General features: G+C 65.5%; 13 protein-coding genes. 6 read left to right on the top strand and 7 right to left on the bottom strand.

Annotation, left to right across the window (positions count from 1 at the left end):
• Positions 1-319: 319 nt before the first annotated feature.
• Genes HZB53_06005 through HZB53_05985 form a run of 5 tightly spaced genes read right to left on the bottom strand, consistent with a single transcriptional unit; the run spans position 320 to position 3,657 of the window.
• Positions 320-712, bottom strand: coding sequence for a DUF3037 domain-containing protein (locus HZB53_06005; protein ID MBI5877182.1), 393 nt, complete (start codon positions 710-712; stop codon positions 320-322).
• Entirely contained in the window at positions 690-1,487 is a 798-nt protein-coding gene (locus tag HZB53_06000) for an aminotransferase class I and II (protein ID MBI5877181.1), read from the bottom strand. The genes HZB53_06005 and HZB53_06000 overlap by 23 nt, the downstream gene beginning before the upstream one ends.
• A 28-nt stretch (positions 1,488-1,515) precedes the next feature.
• Positions 1,516-2,463, bottom strand: a complete 948-nt coding sequence (locus HZB53_05995) for an ROK family protein (protein ID MBI5877180.1) — start codon at positions 2,461-2,463, stop codon at positions 1,516-1,518.
• Complete coding sequence (locus HZB53_05990) at positions 2,460-2,981, bottom strand: class IV adenylate cyclase (GenBank protein MBI5877179.1); 522 nt, start codon at positions 2,979-2,981, stop codon at positions 2,460-2,462. The genes HZB53_05995 and HZB53_05990 overlap by 4 nt, the downstream gene beginning before the upstream one ends.
• Before the next feature lie 7 nt (positions 2,982-2,988).
• Positions 2,989-3,657, bottom strand: a complete 669-nt coding sequence (locus tag HZB53_05985) for an HD domain-containing protein (protein ID MBI5877178.1) — start codon at positions 3,655-3,657, stop codon at positions 2,989-2,991.
• 207 nt (positions 3,658-3,864) lie between these two features.
• Here HZB53_05985 and HZB53_05980 point away from each other — a divergent pair, with 207 nt between their 5' ends.
• Both HZB53_05980 and HZB53_05975 read left to right on the top strand, forming a co-directional pair.
• Positions 3,865-4,584 carry an N-acetylmuramoyl-L-alanine amidase gene (locus tag HZB53_05980; GenBank protein MBI5877177.1) on the top strand — a complete coding sequence of 240 codons (720 nt, stop codon included), beginning with the start codon at positions 3,865-3,867 and terminating at the stop codon, positions 4,582-4,584.
• Positions 4,585-4,714: 130 nt separating this feature from the next.
• Complete coding sequence (locus HZB53_05975; GenBank protein MBI5877176.1) at positions 4,715-5,158, top strand: GNAT family N-acetyltransferase; 444 nt, start codon at positions 4,715-4,717, stop codon at positions 5,156-5,158.
• 17 nt (positions 5,159-5,175) lie between these two features.
• On the opposite strand, the gene HZB53_05970 is transcribed toward HZB53_05975, so the two are convergent.
• Complete coding sequence (locus HZB53_05970) at positions 5,176-8,403, bottom strand: DNRLRE domain-containing protein (protein MBI5877175.1); 3,228 nt, start codon at positions 8,401-8,403, stop codon at positions 5,176-5,178.
• A gap of 167 nt (positions 8,404-8,570) precedes the next feature.
• Between HZB53_05970 and HZB53_05965 the strand changes: the two genes are divergently transcribed.
• Positions 8,571-11,159, top strand: coding sequence for an AAA family ATPase (locus HZB53_05965; GenBank protein MBI5877174.1), 2,589 nt, complete (start codon positions 8,571-8,573; stop codon positions 11,157-11,159).
• A gap of 66 nt (positions 11,160-11,225) precedes the next feature.
• Positions 11,226-13,799, top strand: a complete 2,574-nt coding sequence (mutS, locus tag HZB53_05960; GenBank protein MBI5877173.1) for a DNA mismatch repair protein MutS — start codon at positions 11,226-11,228, stop codon at positions 13,797-13,799.
• A gap of 7 nt (positions 13,800-13,806) precedes the next feature.
• Here mutS and HZB53_05955 read toward each other — a convergent pair whose 3' ends face one another.
• Positions 13,807-14,772 carry a hypothetical protein gene (locus tag HZB53_05955; protein MBI5877172.1) on the bottom strand — a complete coding sequence of 322 codons (966 nt, stop codon included), beginning with the start codon at positions 14,770-14,772 and terminating at the stop codon, positions 13,807-13,809.
• Positions 14,773-14,985: 213 nt separating this feature from the next.
• Between HZB53_05955 and HZB53_05950 the strand changes: the two genes are divergently transcribed.
• On the top strand, positions 14,986-15,348 hold the full coding sequence (locus HZB53_05950) for a DUF4260 domain-containing protein (GenBank protein ID MBI5877171.1): 363 nt from the start codon (positions 14,986-14,988) through the stop codon (positions 15,346-15,348).
• Entirely contained in the window at positions 15,345-16,406 is a 1,062-nt protein-coding gene (locus HZB53_05945; protein ID MBI5877170.1) for an ankyrin repeat domain-containing protein, read from the top strand. The genes HZB53_05950 and HZB53_05945 overlap by 4 nt, the downstream gene beginning before the upstream one ends.
• The last annotated feature ends 336 nt before the right edge of the window (positions 16,407-16,742 follow it).

Here is a 16,742-nt window from a genome sequence, read left to right as displayed (position 1 = left end):
CGGCGGCGCAGCCGCCGCGCACCTCCCCTTAGAATCTCGCCCCCTCCCAACGAAGTTGGGAGGGGGTCGGGGGGAGGGCAACGCCGCTTTCTTGTCGAGCCAGCATGCGTGACAAGCACCAGGGGGGCCAGTTCATAGCACGCCGGCAGTGGTGATTGCGATCCTGACGCTGCTGGGGCCGGTGGTCGGCAACGTGTTCAGCGAGATCAAGAACGCGTTCTAGCAACGCCTCAAGCGCAGATTTCAAAACAGCGGGCCGCTGCACGTCGCAGTGGCCCGCTGATCTATTTGGAAAGCGGACGCCGGCTCAATCGTGGTCTTACGGCAGCCTGACCATCGTGTGCATCAGGTGTTCCAGCGTGGCATCGGGATCGACGGCGTATCCGGCATGTACGGCCGAGCACTGAATCATCGTGCTGCGCGGCGCGACCAGCCACTGGAATCGCTCCGACACCGACAGAGCGGCGATTTCGCCGGCCGCTGGGTCGCCTTCGCAGACGAGTACCAGGTGGGCCAGGTGTTCTTCCAATTCGGCGCGGTCGCATAGGCCGGGCGCGAAACCGTCCAGTCGCGCCCAGTCCAGCGCGACCCGCGCGCGCAGGTAACGGCGCGCGCGGCAGTACACGATCGCGCCGGCGTTCATAAACTCCTCGCGCTCCACGCGTGGCACGATCCGGATGATCGCCGCTTCAAATGCCATGCGTTCGGGCACGACGCGCCTCCGCCACAAAGGTCGCCGCCGACTCCAGCCGCGCCCGCATGAACCGTCCATATGCCGCCCGGTGCGCGTCGGCGCTCGCGAAGCCCTCTGCCGGTTCAAGCCATTCCGTGGGGATCGATCCGGCCAGATCGTCCAGGAAGGCGTTGTTCAGGTGCGCGGCGGCACGCTGCCCGGCTGCCTCTATCTGGCTCGCCGAAAGCAGCAGCACATGGTCCTTGATGGTGCGGAACGGGCTGTGCGCGACGTTATTCGCCTCGGGCCAGTTGTGCTGGAAGTAAAACGCCGCGCCGTGGTCGATCAGGTATAGCTGCCGCTTCCACCAGAGCATGTTGGGGTTGCGCGCCGCGCGGTCGACGTTGGTGATGAACGAATCAAACCAGACAATCAGCGACGCTAGGTCGGGCGCAATGCGCGGCCGGTCCATGACCTCAAACCCGATCGCGCCCGGCAGATAGTCGACCGCCAGGTTGAGTCCGGCGCTGGACTGGATGAGCGTGCGGATCTCCGGGTCGCGCTCGGTCTTTCCGAACTCGGGATCGAGCTGCATCAGGACGATTTCGGGAATCGGCAATCCGAGCGCCCGGGCGATGCCGGCGCCGAGCCATTCGGCGATCAGCGCTTTGGCGCCGTGCCCGGCGCCGCGGAACTTCAGGACGTAGGTGCCCTCGTCGTCCGCTTCCACGATGGCGGGCATCGAGCCGCCCTCGCGCAGCGGGGTGACGTAGCGGATGGCGTTTACGAGACGTACCGGTGGTATACCGATCATAATGCTCACAGGGATGGTTGGGCGCGGATCACGCGCCGCGTGAGAGTGCGTATACCAGCGCGCCGAGCAGGCCCATATTGTCGCCCAACTCGGCGCGGACAATGCGGGTGCCGGCGCCGAGCGGCCCCCAGCAGCGCGACAGCGCCGTTTCGCGCACGGGCCCGAACAGCAATTCGCCGGCATTGGTCAGTCCGCCGCCGCACACGACGATTTCCGGATTGAAGACGGTAATCAGATTGCCAATGCCGATGCCGATCGCGACCGCGGCATTGCGGAACACGCCGGCGGCCAGTGCATCGCCTGCGGCTGCGGCCTCGGCGACGAGGCGGGCCGACACGTGGCGGCGCTCGGCTTGCAGTACGGACGGCTCGCCTCGTGCGAGCCGCTCCTCCGCGCTGCGGGCGATCGCCCAGCCGGCGCCCAGCGACTCGACACAGCCGTGATTGCCGCACGAGCAGGGCGGCCCGTCTCTTTCGATGACGACGTGCCCCGCCTCGGCGGCCAGTCCGTCTTTGCCCTCGATGAGCCGCCCGCCGCTAATGACGCCGGTGCCGATGCCGGTGCTGAGCGTCAGGTAGATGAGGTGCGCGGTTCCGCGCCCGGCCCCGAACCGCCATTCGGACAACGCGGCCAGATTAGCGTCGTTGCCTGCGTAGCACGGCACGCCGAACTCGGCGGCCAAGCGCGGCCCGATCGGCACGGCGCCCCAGTTGGCGATATTCGGCAAGTTGTACGCGATGCCGGTGCTCGGGACGATTGGCCCGGGCGACGACAGGCCGACTGCGCTGATATCGGTGCGTGGTGACTGCGCTAGCGCCGCGCGCGCAGCCTGCGTGATGACCGCAAAGACGGCGTCCGGCCCCTCGCGGCTCGGCGTGAGCGCCTGCGTGCGCGACAACAGCGCGCCCGCTTCGTCGATGACGGCGGCGCGCGTCTGCGTGCCGCCGAAGTCAATGCACAGTAGCACCCGGCTCACAGATCGCCGCCTCCGAGTAGCTCGCCGTACGACGCGCGCACGGCGTCCGTATCGAGCAAGTGGAAAGCGTCCATGAGCGCGCGCATGATGGCACGCGCACTCTGCGCGTCGGCTTCGGCGTCGGTTGCGACCGGTACCTCGAACTCTACGAACGCGCCGAGGCGCGCCACGTCGTCGAGGTGGATGCGCGCGCCGCGATAGATGTACAGGCGGCGCGTCTTTTCGACCATCACCCGCTCGCCGTAGGCGCGCCCCAGCACATCGCGCAGGGCGGCGCAATCGGCGACCGGCGCGACAAAGTAGTCGCTCCAGCGCGTCGCCGTCGCTTCCGGGCGGTCGTAGTAGATCAACTCACCGCCGGCGTCGTTGATCTCGCGCAGTTTGAGCCGGCCGCGCGGTGTCACGAAGTACGTGTCGATCTGGTGCAGGTCGCCGCGCGCTTCCGCGCCGAGCGACCGCGCGACTTGCTCGCCATGTGCAAGGTCGGCCAGGCGCGCCTTGAGTTCAAGATTTCGCATAGAGTTTCTATGTTGGGTCGCGGCGCGTTTCGATGCCGCCCGTCAGTTCGGGATAGTCCGCGAGGCGCAGGTCGATTAGCTCGCCATCCCGGCGCACGGTGGCAGCCATCAGGTCGAGGTACTGCCGCCGGAAGAACTCGCCGCCACGCTCGGCAAATGGCATATAGAGCCAGTACGTCTCCCGGACGTATTTGTTGCGCTTGTCGTAATCGGGAATCGCGTCGAGTGAGCGCAGATTGTCGAGCCGGTCGCAGAGCTTGAGCAGCAGGGCCTCCGGCGAGGCGTCGGCGATTCGCTTGAGATAGCGGCGGGTCGCGGCGCGCTTGGCCTGCGGGTCATGTACCTTCTCCTTCGTCAGCAGGCCGACCAGATGCGCGACCTGATGGCCGAAGGCGAGCCGCACGTCGGCCTCCCGCACGGACGAGTCCTCGACGACATCGTGCAGGAGCGCGGCGGCAAGCAGATCGGCGTCGCTGCGGCCCAGCTCGCGCGCGACAATCAGCGCCACGCGCAGCGGGTGCTCGATGAACGGCGCGCCCTCGTCGCGCAACTGCCCGTGGTGGGCCTGCTCGGCCACGCCGAAGGCGCGTTCGACCGTGGACAGGGCGGCAGGCGACATAGCTGCGAGCGCGGCGCGCAGATCGGCCATGCCCGGGTGCTCGATCGGATGCAGCATATCTGCGCCATTATCAGGCAAGTCGACCGGTTTGGCAATTCCAATGCGGTGGGGCGAGACCCGAATGGTTGCGGCATGCCGCCCGGTGCGCCATTGCGTTGCCAGAGACCGCGCGGGCTTTGATACTGTTTGTGCGAACTTGCGCAACGCGCACCAGGCGTGTTACAATTCCTTCAACGTCGAATCTCAATGTAGAGCAGGAGGCGTATGGCGTTACCGGAGTATCCGCTGGCGCGCATTTTTCCCAGCGACAACTATAATGACCGGCCACCCGAAACGGTGCCCAATGCGATTGTGCTGCATGCGACCGTCGGCGAGTCGGGTCCCTCACTCAACTGGCTGGCCAACCCCGTGTCGGGCGTGTCGGTGCACTATCTCGTCGACCGCGACGGCTCCGTCTACCAGATGGTGGACGAGGTACAGCGCGCGTGGCATGCCGGCCCTTCGTTCTACAACAACCTGAGCGACTGGAACAACTTCTCGATCGGCATCGAGATGGTCAACCGCAATGACGGCGTAGACCCGTACGATCCGCGCATGGTGGCCGCCACGCGCAAGCTTTGCGCGTATCTGGTGCGCCGGTACGCCGTCACGCCGGACATGATCGTGACGCACGCGATGATATCCGGCGCGATCACCGGCAAATCCGACCCCCGAAACTTTCCCTTGCAGGAGTTCATTATGTCTGTCGCGGCTGAAATCCCTGAAGAGATTCGTACAGCGGCCTGGATGGCGATTGGCATCTCGTTCAATCCGGATGCGGCGATCCAGCGGAGGGCCAAGGAGCTGAACCTTGGCCGGCCGGTTACCAACGAGCTGCGCACGGTGGTGCAGGGCGTGCGCTGGGCGTTCCAGGGCTTCGAGGGCGGTATCCTCGCCTGCGAAGAGGGCAACTGGGCCAACGTCCGCAAGATGAACTGGATGTAGCCGCGCACGCGGTCAACGCGCGGGCGGCAATGTTGCGGCCCGCGCGATCGATTGGACACGCACGGGCTGGCGCTTGCCATGGCGCCAGCCTTTTGTGTTTGGGCCCGTTCGGGCCGTCGGAGGAAACGGGATGGAGATCATCGAGGAGCGCCGGGGCGTGTATGAGATCAGCACGGACCGCGCGAAGCTGAACCTGGATGCGCTGCACCACTTACTGAGCGAGCAGGCGTACTGGGCGCTGGGCCGCCCGCGCGACGTCGTCGAGCGCTCGGTTGCCAATTCGCTCTGCTTCGGCGTGTACGATCGCGGCGCGCTGGTCGGGTTCACGCGCGTGGTGACGGACTACGCTACGTTTGCATGGGTGTGCGACGTGTTCATCGCGCCGTCGCATCGCGGCCGCGGCCTCAGTAAGTGGCTCATGCAGATGGTGATCGCACATCCCGGCCTGCAGGGCATCAAGCGCGTTGTGCTGGCGACACGCGACGCACACGAACTGTACCATCGCTACGCCGGCTTCGAGGTTCTGCCCGAGCCGGGCAAATGGATGATTCGCTCATTGGGAAGCAACGGCTAGCCACGCAACTCTCGCTTCTACCTCGCGATCAGCGGCAGATAGGTGCGGTGGCCGATGAAGATCGTGATGGTCGCGTTGGCGCTCATCCCGTCGGAATCGAGCGCCGTTACGCTTATGACGTGCGTGCCGGGCAGCAGGTTGTTGCGGGCAAGGTAGCTGCCCGAGCCTAGTGAGCCCTGGAGGCTCGAGGTCCAGGTCAGCGCGCTGCCGCTCAGGGGGCCGTCTTCGACATCGGTGGCCAACGCTTGCAGCGAGACCACCTGCCCAGGCTCGAACCACGCGCCATCTGTCTCCCCGCTTAGCCACAGCTCCGGCGCCTTCCGGCCGATGGTAAACGCGCCATCTGAGGCGTCCTGCGCCGTGTTCACCCCGTCGCTGGCTGTCAGGCGCACGCGCGCGTTGCTCGTGCCGCCAAAGTCCGCCGCGTCCACCGTGATCTGCGTCTGGGTGATGTTCACCGCAAACGCCTGCCACGTGGCGCCGCCGTCGCGTGAGTACTGCACGGTGTAGTAAAGCGGGTCACCATCCAGGTCGCTGCCCGTCCACGAAATGGTCTCGGCGCCGGCGCCAGACCAGGTTTCTCCGCCGTTTGGCGCGACGACGGCGACGGTGGGCGCATGCGCACTGACGTTTCGGCTGGCGATTTCCAGTGTGCCGGCGCGAATAACGATCCGCGCTACGCCTGAAGTCAATGGGACGATCTCGAGGAACGCGCCAAATTCATCCGGTGCGCCGTCGTGTCCCAGCGGGTCGAAGTAGCGCGTGAACATCACCGTGCCGGAAGCATTGTGCAATTCCAGTGTGTATGCGCCGCTCCCGGCGTGGTCGCTGGAGCCGCTGGGCAGGCTGAGACGGTAGAACGGCCGCAATTCGGCCGTGCCGGAGTAGATGCGTCCCATCACGCGCAGGTAATTGCCGGACGGCGAGATCGCTCTGGTCGAAAATCCGGCACTGGAAACAGCCGCAGGGTTAGGGTCGAAATAGTCAAACAGATGTTCGTAGGTATAGAGTGAGAGCCATTTATTGCGATACGGTTGCGCGCCGGTGCCGCAGTACGTCATGATGTCATACCACCCCGCGGCTGGAAATACGGCCGGTGTGACGACATCGAAGCCGTAGTAGTCGAGCCGCCCGTTCGTGATCGGGTAGCTCGCATTGATGCGGCCCGGATTCGAGCAGTTCGGATCCCTCGGACCGAGCCCGATCGAGTTGGTGTAAGGCGACGGCGCATGGCGCAAAGCGAAGTCGTGACCCAGTTCGTGCGCCAGCGTTTGCTGTCCGCTCAAACGGCCAGGTGTGACCTTACCGGCGCTGACGCCGCCCGATGCACAGCCGCCGTTGTTGGAGACGACATCGGGGTGCATGATCGCGTAGTACTGCATGTTCGCAAACGGCTCGTCGTTATCGGCCTTGATTTCCAGCAGGTCGTCCAGCAGTTGATCAAAGCCGTCGCTGCACGTGCCGGCGGCTTTGGTGGTGCTGAAGTTGCCGCTTGTTGAAATGACGGGCAGTGTCCATACGCGCAGATCGGGCACGGGATACACCTGCCGGGTCCATTCACTCGTCTCGAGTCGCATCGTTCGGGACGGTATCAGGCTGCTGCCGATGGAGTCGGTGATGACCCGCACGCGAGGTATGTATACATTCAGTGGCGTGCGGTCGAAGAAATACAGCCAGCGGCTGCCAACATTATTGTCGCCGCACAGGGTGCATTCGTCGATGCCCGGAGCGTAGTTGACCCACACATTTACCCAGTATGCGCCGGTCGGCCAGTCGTCGGGCAGTGTGAAATTGAGCGTGTGCCCGAAGTCATCGCGGTTGCCCAGGTAAGGATCGACGATTGGGTCTATCGTGATGGCGTTGTCCGAGCGCAAAGCCGTGTTCCAGGTGTCGATGCCGACGCGCATCAGTCGCCCGCGCACGTTGTTGACGGGCAGTGCCGTCCCGCTCACACCGACGTAGACGCGCACGACGGTCTGCTTGCCGGCGACCAGTCGCGCGTTGTCGACCACCTGCAGTACCTCCATATCGACATACTGCAGATCGACGGTCGACGGTGGCGGGGGTGGCGGGGTTGGCGCCGCTGCGTACCCGAAGTCCACGCTGGTCAGGTTCTCCCCGCTTCCGAGTACCACGACCCGCGGTTCCGTTCCGCTGGTCAGACTGTAGCCGGGTGGCAGGGTCCACGGGTCAAGCGCCAGCGTGTAGGCCCCGGCGGCCAGGCCCACAAACGAATAGTAGCCGCCAGCGTCAGTGAACACGGTATCAAGGACAACGGCGCTCTGGATGAGGTCGATCCGCACCCCCGATAGTCCATCCTCGCCAGCGTCCTGAACGCCATCACGATCGGCGTCGTGCCAGACAAAGTCGCCGATCGAGCCAAGTAGCACCGTGGTTGGTGTCGGCGTCGGCGTGGGCGTGTTGGTCGGCGTATGAGTCTGAGTTGGCGTCGCCGTTGGCGTCGGCGTTGTCGTGGGCGTATCCGTATTGGTTGGCGTGGCGGTGGGTGAGCGTGTGCCCGTGGGCGTTTGGGTTGGTGTATTGGTTTGCGTGGGTGTGGGGGTGAGCGTCGCCGTCGAGGTGGCTGTCGGTGTCTGCGTCGGCGTGTGCGTACGCGTCGGCGTCGGCGTTGGCGGGTTGTAGCTGACGACGAGCACGGGCCTGTGTGTGCCCTGGTAGCTGCCGAAAGTGCGGTACCATGTGCCGCCGTTGTTGCGGCCGACGAGTGCGAGGCCATTGTTGGGATATGTGATGCTGTTGTTGCGCCAGCGGTCTACCAGTAAAGCAATTTGCCAGGTGTAGCTGTAGTTGATGGTCGTGCCAATCGTGCGGGTCGCATATTCGGTGGCGGTGAAGGCCGGGCGCGTGTTCCATGTTGCGGTGTTCGTCCAGGCATCGCTTACACGGTGTACGGCAAGCACCTCGTTGCCGAAGTCGGCGGCGCTCAGGTACAGTTTGAGCACGGCGCTGGTGATCTCCGATCCGGCGGGGATGACGGACAGGTCAAACTGGAGCAGTGAGAAAGACTGCTTGAGAAACTCATCGTACTCGACACTCAAGAAAGCGCTATCACTATAGATCGTGTCGGGGGAAGCCTGATTGACGTACGTGTCTTTCACCGGAAGCAGTTGGACGACGGTGACCGCCGGTGCGGCGGGCGCCGTTGCCGATACGCCGGCGGCCAAAGCCAGCACTAACACACAGATGATCAGGGCCAGGAACAGGCCGATTCCAATGCGTGGCATGTGGGCCTCCCGGGGACGATCCCCGCCAAACCGCGCCAAGGTGCTGGACGCGTCACGCGGTCTTTGCTAAAATGCTGCCAGCATTCTATCACGCTTGTCGCCCGCGCGCGCCATACAGTTTCCCATACAGGCTTCCGCGCGGTGGTGCAATTACCGACGGGGCACGCATGCCGGACATCACGACGTTCGGTCAGTGGCTGAAACTTCGGCGCAAAGTGCTCGATCTGACCCAGGTCGAACTGGCCGAGCTCGTCGGCTGCTCGCTGATCGCCGTGCAGAAACTGGAGGCGGATGACCGTCGCCCCTCCAGGCAGATGGCGGCGCGGATCGTCGACTGCCTGCGGGTGCCGGAGGTTGAACACGAGGCATTCATCACGTTCGCCCGCTCCGGACGTTGGGGCGCGCCGCCGGCGGGAAACGCGTGGGGCGCGGCCTTTCCACACTACGGTAACCTGCCCGCACCGCCGACACCGCTGATCGGCCGTGGCGCCGAACTTGCCGCCGTTCGCGAACGCCTTAGGGCGGGGGCTACACGCCTGTTGACGCTTGTCGGCCCGCCAGGTATCGGCAAGACCCGCCTCGCAATCGAAGCCGCAGACGGCCTGAGCGCCGAGTTTGGCGGCAGGGTATGCTACGTGTCGCTCGCCCCGCTCCAGGATGCGTCCCAAGTAATGCCCGCCATTGCGCACGCGCTGGGCATCGCAACACGGGTCGGTATCGCGCTGGGGGAGAGCATAGCCGTTGCTTTGCGGGAGCGTCGCCTCCTGTTACTGCTCGACAACTGCGAACATGTGCTGGGGGCGGCGGCGGCGCTCGCGGAATTGTTGAGCGCTTGTCCACGTCTGACGGTGCTGGCGACCAGCCGCGCACCGCTGGCGGTACGCGCGGAGCAGCTATGGCGAGTGCCGCCGCTGGCCGTGCCCGCCGACGTCAGCGACATGGACGCCGGCGCGATCGTCCGCTACCCGGCCGTGGCGCTGTTCGTTGAGCGGTTGCGGGCGGTCAATCCTGGCTTCACGGTGAGCGCCCGCAACGCGCCGGCGCTGGCGTTGTTGTGCGCACGGTTGGACGGCCTGCCGCTCGCCATCGAATTGGTCGCCGCGCGCGGCGACCGGCTCACGCCGCGACAGATGCTGGCGCGCGCACGCGGCGCGCCGCTCTTGCGAGCGGGTGGTCTGCGCGACTTGCCCGCTCGCCAGCAAACGCTTCTGGATGCCATCGCCTGGAGCCACGATCGGCTGGATGCGGCAACGCAGACGGTCTTTCTCCGCCTCGCGGTGGTGGCCGGCGGCGGCACGTCCGCGACGATCAATGCGCTGACGCGCGACGTGGCCGGACGACGTGCGGCGCGTGAGACGCTGGTGCGCGTGAGCTTGCTGCAACGGGAGATGTCCAATCGCGCGGCGCGCTTCACGCTGCTCGAAACCATCCGAGCCTTTGCGCTCGAACGTGCGCAGGCGCGGGGTGAACTGGAAACCGCCGGGCGAATCCACGCACGCCACTTCCTCTCGCTGGCGGAAAAAGCAAGCTCGGCACTGACCGGCCCGCGGCAGGCCGTCTGGTTGGACCGGCTGGCGCCCGAGGCGCACAACCTCCAGGCCGCCTTCGCCTGGTTGATGGGGCATAATGAACTCGAGCACGCCGCTCGCCTGTGCATCGCGCTGGCGCCGTTTTGGACCGTGCGCGGACCCGTGGAAACGGGCCGCGCATGGATGGAGCAACTCGTCGGAACACCGGGGCGACGAGACTTGCCGCGCGGGTTACAGGCAGCACTCCTGTATGCGACGGGTGAACTGGCGCGGCTCCAGGCGGATTTTGACCGCGCCCTGGCTTTGCAACAAGAGTGCCTCATGCTGCGTCGAAAGGATGCCGACCGCGCTGGCGTCGCAATGGCTTTGGCTAGTCTGGGCCGCATCGCGCGTGAGCAATATGATCTGCCCGGGGCGGACCGCTGCTTGCGCGAGAGTCTGCGTTTGCTTCGCACGCTGAACGACCAAAAGAACCTCGCCCACGTCCTCTATGCGCTAGGCCTGATCGCGAAGGATCGCGGTCGCGCCGCTCGCGCGCTGGCGTGTTTTGAGGAGGCGCTGGGCTTGGCGCGCACGGCCGGCAATGCCGCCGATGCGGCTAACATCCTCAATACGCTGGGCGCTGCCGTGGCGATGCACCGCCGCGACTTCGCCCGCGCGCAGTCAATGCTGCACGAGAGCGTAACCCTCGCGCGGAAACTTGGTGGACGTTTCCACGTCCTGATGTTTGCCCTCAGTTGGCAAGGCCGCATCTCGCTCCTGGAAGGCGACCGTATGCGAGCCGCCCGCTTGTTTGCCGAGAGCCTGACGCTGGCGCGTGAATTGGGCAGCCGGTCCGGCGCTGCGACCGCCATGCGCGGGCAGGCGCGCGTCGCGCTCGACGCCGACGACACAGGCAATGCGGCGGATCTGATCCGGCAGGCGCTGGCACTTTACCACGGCCTGGACTTTCGCATCGATGGGCTGCACTGCCTCTGGGAACTGGCTGCGGTTGCCGTCGCCGCGGGCAAACTGGAGCACGCGGCGATCTGCCTCGGCGCGGCGGAGAGCCTGCGCGAATCACTGGGTGTCGTGCCATCAGCGGTCGAGCGCGATGAGAATGCTCGGACCGAGCGCCGCTTGCGCGCGCGATGTCCGGCCCGCCGGCTTGCACGCGCCAGACGCCGGGGCCATGCGCTTACGTGGGCGCAGTTGCACCCGGATGCGCCCGAGTACGCATGCCTCTGAATGCAACAACCAGCGCAACGCCCTCTGAGTTGGCGCGTTCGCGCCTATCGGTTATCATAGCCAGCGATGACCACGCCGATACGCCAGCAGTACCTCAACATCAAGAAGCAGTACCCCGACGTTATCGTCTTCTTCCGACTGGGCGACTTCTACGAGACGTTCGACGACGACGCGCGCCTGGTGGCGGGCGAGCTCGACGTCGTGCTGACGTCACGCCCGGTGGCGAAGGGCGAGCGTATTCCGATGGCAGGCGTGCCGCACCATGCGGCAGAGAACTACCTGGCGCGGCTGATCGCGAAGGGCTACAAGGTCGCCATCGCCGAGCAGACCGGCACCGACCCGCAGGATGGCCTGATGCCGCGCGAGGTGGTGCGCGTGGTGACGCCGGGCACGGTCGTCGAGGCGTCGATGCTCGACGCGCGGAGAAACAACTACCTGGCGGCCGTGGCGATCGGCGAGCGCTGCGCCCTGGCGTTCTGCGATATCACGACCGGCGAGTTTGCGGCGACGCAGTTTGCGGGGTCCGACGCGCGTGGCGCGCTGGTTCGCGAACTGGAGCGACTGGCCCCGGCCGAGGTCTTGGTCTCCGGTGGCCCCGACGCATGGCACGCGCCCGCCGATCTGGCGGTATTCGGCGCGACGGTTACGCCATACCCGGCATGGCGCTTCGACGCTGACACGGCCCGCCGGGCACTGCTCGATCATTTCAAGGTTGGCACGCTCGACGGCTTCGGCATCGCAGGCTCGCCGCCGATGACGGCGGCCGCCGGCGCGATCGTGCAGTACCTCAAAGACACGCAGGCGGCCGCGCTGGCGCAATTGACCGACCTGCGCGCCTATTCGACCGACAGCTACATGTTGCTCGACGCGGCGACGCGGCGCAACCTGGAACTGACGCGCTCGATGCGCGGCGATGCGCGCGGCGCCCTGCTCAGCGTGCTCGACCAGACGCTGACGCCGATGGGCGCGCGCCTGCTGCACACCTGGATCAACCAGCCGCTGCTCGACCGCGCGCAAATCGAGTCGCGCCTCGATGCAGTCGCGCACTTTGCCGGAGCGGCGATGCGGCGCGCCGAGTTGAGGCAGGCACTCAAGGGCATGACCGACCTCGAACGGCTGGTCAACCGCGTCATTCAGGGCGCGGCGCTGCCGCGCGAGATGAACGCGCTGCGCGCCGGGCTGGAGCGCGTGGAGACGATTCGCGCGCTGCTGGCGGATGCGGCGTCGCCCGTCAGCGTGCCGCCGGTCGGTGTCGCCGCCGCCCGCGAGGCCGCCGCCGCCATTGCGGCGGCGATCAGCGACGAGCCGCCGGCGACCATGAACAATACCGGCGTGATCCGTGGCGGCTATTCGGCTGAGCTTGACGGCGTGAGCCAGGCCGTGCGCGAAGCGAAGCAGTGGCTGGCGAACCTGGAGCGCACCGAGCGCGAACGGACCGGCATCAAGACGCTCAAAGTCGGCTACAACCAGGTCTTCGGCTACTACATCGAGATCAGCAAGGCGGCCTCCGAGCATGCGCCTTCCGACTATATTCGCAAGCAGACGCTGACGAACGCCGAGCGCTACATTACGCCCGCGCTGAAGGAGCAGGAGACGCTGATCCTGAACGCGGAAGAGCGCACGCTCGACCTGGAGCGGCAGATCTACCGCGAGACGCTGCGGCAGATCGCGGTGCGCAGCCGCGACCTGCTGGCCGCCGCGCATGCGCTGGCGCATCTCGACGTCTGCCTGTCGCTGGCCGAGGTGGCGGTGCTGAACCGCTATGTGCGTCCGGTGTTGAGCGACGGGCGCGAGTTGCTGATCGCCGGCGGGCGGCATCCGGTGGTCGAACTGAGCGCGCGGCAAGAGCCGTTCGTGCCTAACGACACGCGGCTGTCCGACGGCGAACTGGTCGTGCTGACCGGCCCCAACATGGCCGGCAAGACGACGTACCTGCGCCAGACCGCGCTGATCGTGCTGATGGCGCAGATTGGTTCGTTTGTGCCGGCCGATGAGGCGCACATCGGCATCGTAGATCGCATCTTCACACGCGTGGGCGCGCAGGACGACATCAGCGCGGGACAGTCGACGTTCATGGTTGAGATGGTCGAGACGGCGAACATCCTGCACCATGCCACGCCGCGCAGCCTGCTGATCCTCGACGAGATCGGGCGCGGCACCAGCACGTACGACGGGCTGGCGATTGCGTGGGCCGTCATCGAACACATCCACAATCATCCGCGCCTGCAGGCCAAGACATTGTTCGCCACACACTACCATGAACTCATCGCGCTGTCCGACCGGCTGCCGCGCGTGAAGAACTACAACGTTGCCGTGTCCGAGGCCGAGGGCAAGGTGACATTCCTGCGCAAGATCGTGCCGGGCGGCGCCGATCGTTCGTACGGCATCCATGTCGCGCAGTTGGCGGGACTGCCCCGCCCGATCATCAATCGCGCCGAGGAGATCATGGACGATCTGGAAAGCCAGTCGTCGGAGCCGCGTAGTGTGCGCGGCGAGCGGTCGCCGGCCCCGCTGCAGCCCGCGCTCTTCAACCTCTCAGACCCCGTGCTCGAGGAACTCAAGTCGCTCGATCTGGAAGCGCTGACGCCGCTGGAGGCACTCAATCGTCTCTACCAGTGGCAGAGCGCGCTCAAGAAATAGCGCCGCGTCACCGGATGATGGCCGGCAGGTACTGGAGATTCACAGCCGCCGCCCACGAGTTGTAGTCGAGCATGAGCCGCGCGCTGTCCACCACCTCGAAGTCTGCCCCCTTCACGTTACTGAGCTCCGGCGCCAGCACATCGTCGACCCAGCCGGCATTGTGCGCGCCGCTGATATACCACGAACTGCCGTTGTCGGCCAGAATCAGCCCGTACGTCTTCAACGCGGTCAGAATGACTTTGGTCTGCGCCGACCACGCGGGATTGATGACGTACGACGCCTTGAGCCGCACCCGCAACCCCATAGGCGGCAGCGGATTGCAGGCGCCGGTGCGGTACGGCGCCTGATGCCGCGCCGGCCAGACGTTGCCCGACGAGCAATTGGCCGTGAAGCGCAGCGCGTGCGTGATGACGCCCGATGCCACCTCGTCGTAACGCGCCAGGCTGGGCAGAATAGACAGCCCGGCGGCGTCGGCCGACGTCCACGTGTCGGGTCGCAGCGGGGCGTTATGAGTGAGATCGAAGACTGCGCCGGAACCGGCGTCCCATCCGCCGTTGCCGTTTACATAGGCGTGGTAGAGTTCGTACAGCTTGCAGTCGAATGTGTTGACGACCAGTACATGCCGGTCGCCGGTATTCGTCAACCAACTGCCTCCCTCAACCGGCGTGCTAAGTGGTATGGGGAACGGTCCGGGGTCGCTCTGGCTACCGTATTCGACGTAGTTGATCGGAATGGACGGGGTGGGCGAGTAGACGGTCGCGTACTGCATGCCGATCGGGTAACCTGCCCAGTAGCCTGAGCCAAAGTCGGGGTGCAGGCCGGTGGCGGACCCGAGCGACGCGATGTAGGCGGCCGACTGTGAGTGTACCGGCAGATTGTCGACACGCGCGTTCCAGACGTTGTTGGGCGGGAACATCGGGCAACCGCCCAGATCGGCGCGAGCGGCGGGCGGTGTTCTGATGGCGATCGACATCAGAAGCGCGGCAGCTAATGGTACGGTGAATGTCGAAAGATGGCGAGCAAACATAGACATAACCTCCAATGCCTCCTACCGCTTTACGATACGTCAGCAGGCGCTATCTGGCAATAGGACAGTCGGCCATCGCCGAGTGTGCTACAATGACGCCGCGCGCACGCCGGCACGATCGCAGGCTGCATATTCATTTTGCCGGGCAAAGGAGAAGCCGTGAAGCGATTGATTCAGCTCGAGGAAGTGGCGCTGACGTTCTTGTGTCTTTGGTTGTTTGTATGGGGAATGGGCTACGACTGGTGGTGGTACATAATCTGGTTTCTGGCGCCCGACTTGAGCATGCTCGGGTACCTGCTAGGCGCGACGTGCGGCGCACTGACCTACAACTTCGTACACCACAAGGGCGTGGCGGTCGCGCTTTTTGCAGCGGGTGCGATTCTGGTTATGTCTGACGTGCAGGCGGCGGCACTCATCCTCTTGGGACATTCAAGCCTCGACCGCGCCGTGGGCTATGGGCTAAAGCACATGGATTCATTTCGCCACACACATCTTGGCTGGATCGGGAAAGAGCGGGCATGAGCGCGCGCGCGGTCGAACAACTGCACAGGGCGGCTGCCGCCGGCGACCTTACAGCGGTGGACGCCGCGCTTGATGCGGGCGCCGCCATCGACGCGCGCGACGAGTATGGCGATACGGCACTGAACGAGGCGGCCGAGGCCGGACAGCGCGAGATCGTGCGGCGTCTGCTGGAGCGCGGCGCGAATATCGAGAACCTGGGCGGCGCGGACAAGACGCCGCTGATGAACGCCGCGTTCGCCGGGCACGTTGACGTGGCGCAGGAGTTGCTCGAAAAAGGCGCGCGGGTCAACAACGACCTGCTCAGCAGCATGCAAGCCAAGGTCAACATCTTCCGCGAGCAGGCGGAGGACGGGTTCGTCACGCAAGCTGGGGTGAAGGCCTGGGAACGGTTTCTAGAGTATCTTGGCACGGCGCGCCTGCGCCAGGATATGGGCGAGCTTGTCGCCGGGCTGCGCGCGGACGACGCCGAAACTCGCGCCGATGCGCTGCGCCGAATTGAGATGGCGGCGGAGCGGAACCTGGACCTTTCGGCGGCGACCGGCGCACTGCGGTCGCTGCTTTCCAGCGCCGATGCCGACACGCGCTTCGCGGCCAGCAAGTCGCTCGCGCTGGAAGCGACGCGCGTGAGCGACTGGCCCACCTTGAGCGAACTGCTGTCGGCTGACGATGCGGACACGAAGACGGGCGCGATGGGCGTGGTCGTGGCGGCGGCGCGCGACGGAGTCGACATCACGGTGCTCGTCCCGCAACTGCTGCCACTGCTGGCGGATGTGTCGACGGAACTACGGCATGATGCGCCGATCGCGCTCGGCTACCTGGCGACGCACAAGCACGACGTGCGCGCGGCGCTGCCGCAACTGAACGATACCTTGGTCGACCCCGAGCCCGGTGTGCGGCAAATGGGCGCCTGGGCGCTCTATCGCATCGCGAAAAACGTGGGCAACATCGACTCGACCATGGGGCATCTGCGCCGCCTGCTCGAAGACCCGAACGAGGATGTGCGCGCGATGGCCCAGGAAGCGGTGCGCGCGGGAGAAACGGCGCACGGTATTTCGTAAAGAATGGAGCGGCGCGCGAAGCACCTAGCGCGGATAGCAGAAACAGCCGATATGACTGCCGCCCGGCTATTCCTTGGCGTAGGGGCGGTTCGTGAACCGCCTATGGTAGGCCAATTGCCACAGGAAGATTTGGCACTCAGGAGCTCTGGATTCCCGCTTTCGCGGGAATGACAGGTGTTACGTATCAGTTCATTCTGAGAAACGCTCTGAAATGCTTCAACTCAGATGCTTCGCGCGCGTCGCTGGTCGAACGGCGGTGGTATTGTGTTCGCGCTCAGCATGACAATTTCGAGGAACATAATCAATCCAAAACAGTGTAAGAGCCACACAGCGTCG

The sequence above is a fragment of the Chloroflexota bacterium genome, assembly GCA_016235055.1.
In the GTDB taxonomy this organism is placed as follows: domain Bacteria; phylum Chloroflexota; class Anaerolineae; order JACRMK01; family JACRMK01; genus JACRMK01.
This window is presented reverse-complemented; position numbering and strand designations above follow the sequence as displayed.

Coding starts and splice junctions, on each gene's coding strand:
- HZB53_06000 (MBI5877181.1), bottom strand. CDS start 1,487: ATGATCGGTATACCACCGGTACGTCTCGTAAACGCCATCCGCTACGTC.
- HZB53_05990 (MBI5877179.1), bottom strand. CDS start 2,981: ATGCGAAATCTTGAACTCAAGGCGCGCCTGGCCGACCTTGCACATGGC.
- HZB53_05985 (MBI5877178.1), bottom strand. CDS start 3,657: ATGCTGCATCCGATCGAGCACCCGGGCATGGCCGATCTGCGCGCCGCG.
- HZB53_05980 (MBI5877177.1), top strand. CDS start 3,865: ATGGCGTTACCGGAGTATCCGCTGGCGCGCATTTTTCCCAGCGACAAC.
- HZB53_05975 (MBI5877176.1), top strand. CDS start 4,715: ATGGAGATCATCGAGGAGCGCCGGGGCGTGTATGAGATCAGCACGGAC.
- HZB53_05970 (MBI5877175.1), bottom strand. CDS start 8,403: ATGCCACGCATTGGAATCGGCCTGTTCCTGGCCCTGATCATCTGTGTG.
- HZB53_05965 (MBI5877174.1), top strand. CDS start 8,571: ATGCCGGACATCACGACGTTCGGTCAGTGGCTGAAACTTCGGCGCAAA.
- mutS (MBI5877173.1), top strand. CDS start 11,226: ATGACCACGCCGATACGCCAGCAGTACCTCAACATCAAGAAGCAGTAC.
- HZB53_05955 (MBI5877172.1), bottom strand. CDS start 14,772: ATGTCGATCGCCATCAGAACACCGCCCGCCGCTCGCGCCGATCTGGGC.
- HZB53_05945 (MBI5877170.1), top strand. CDS start 15,345: ATGAGCGCGCGCGCGGTCGAACAACTGCACAGGGCGGCTGCCGCCGGC.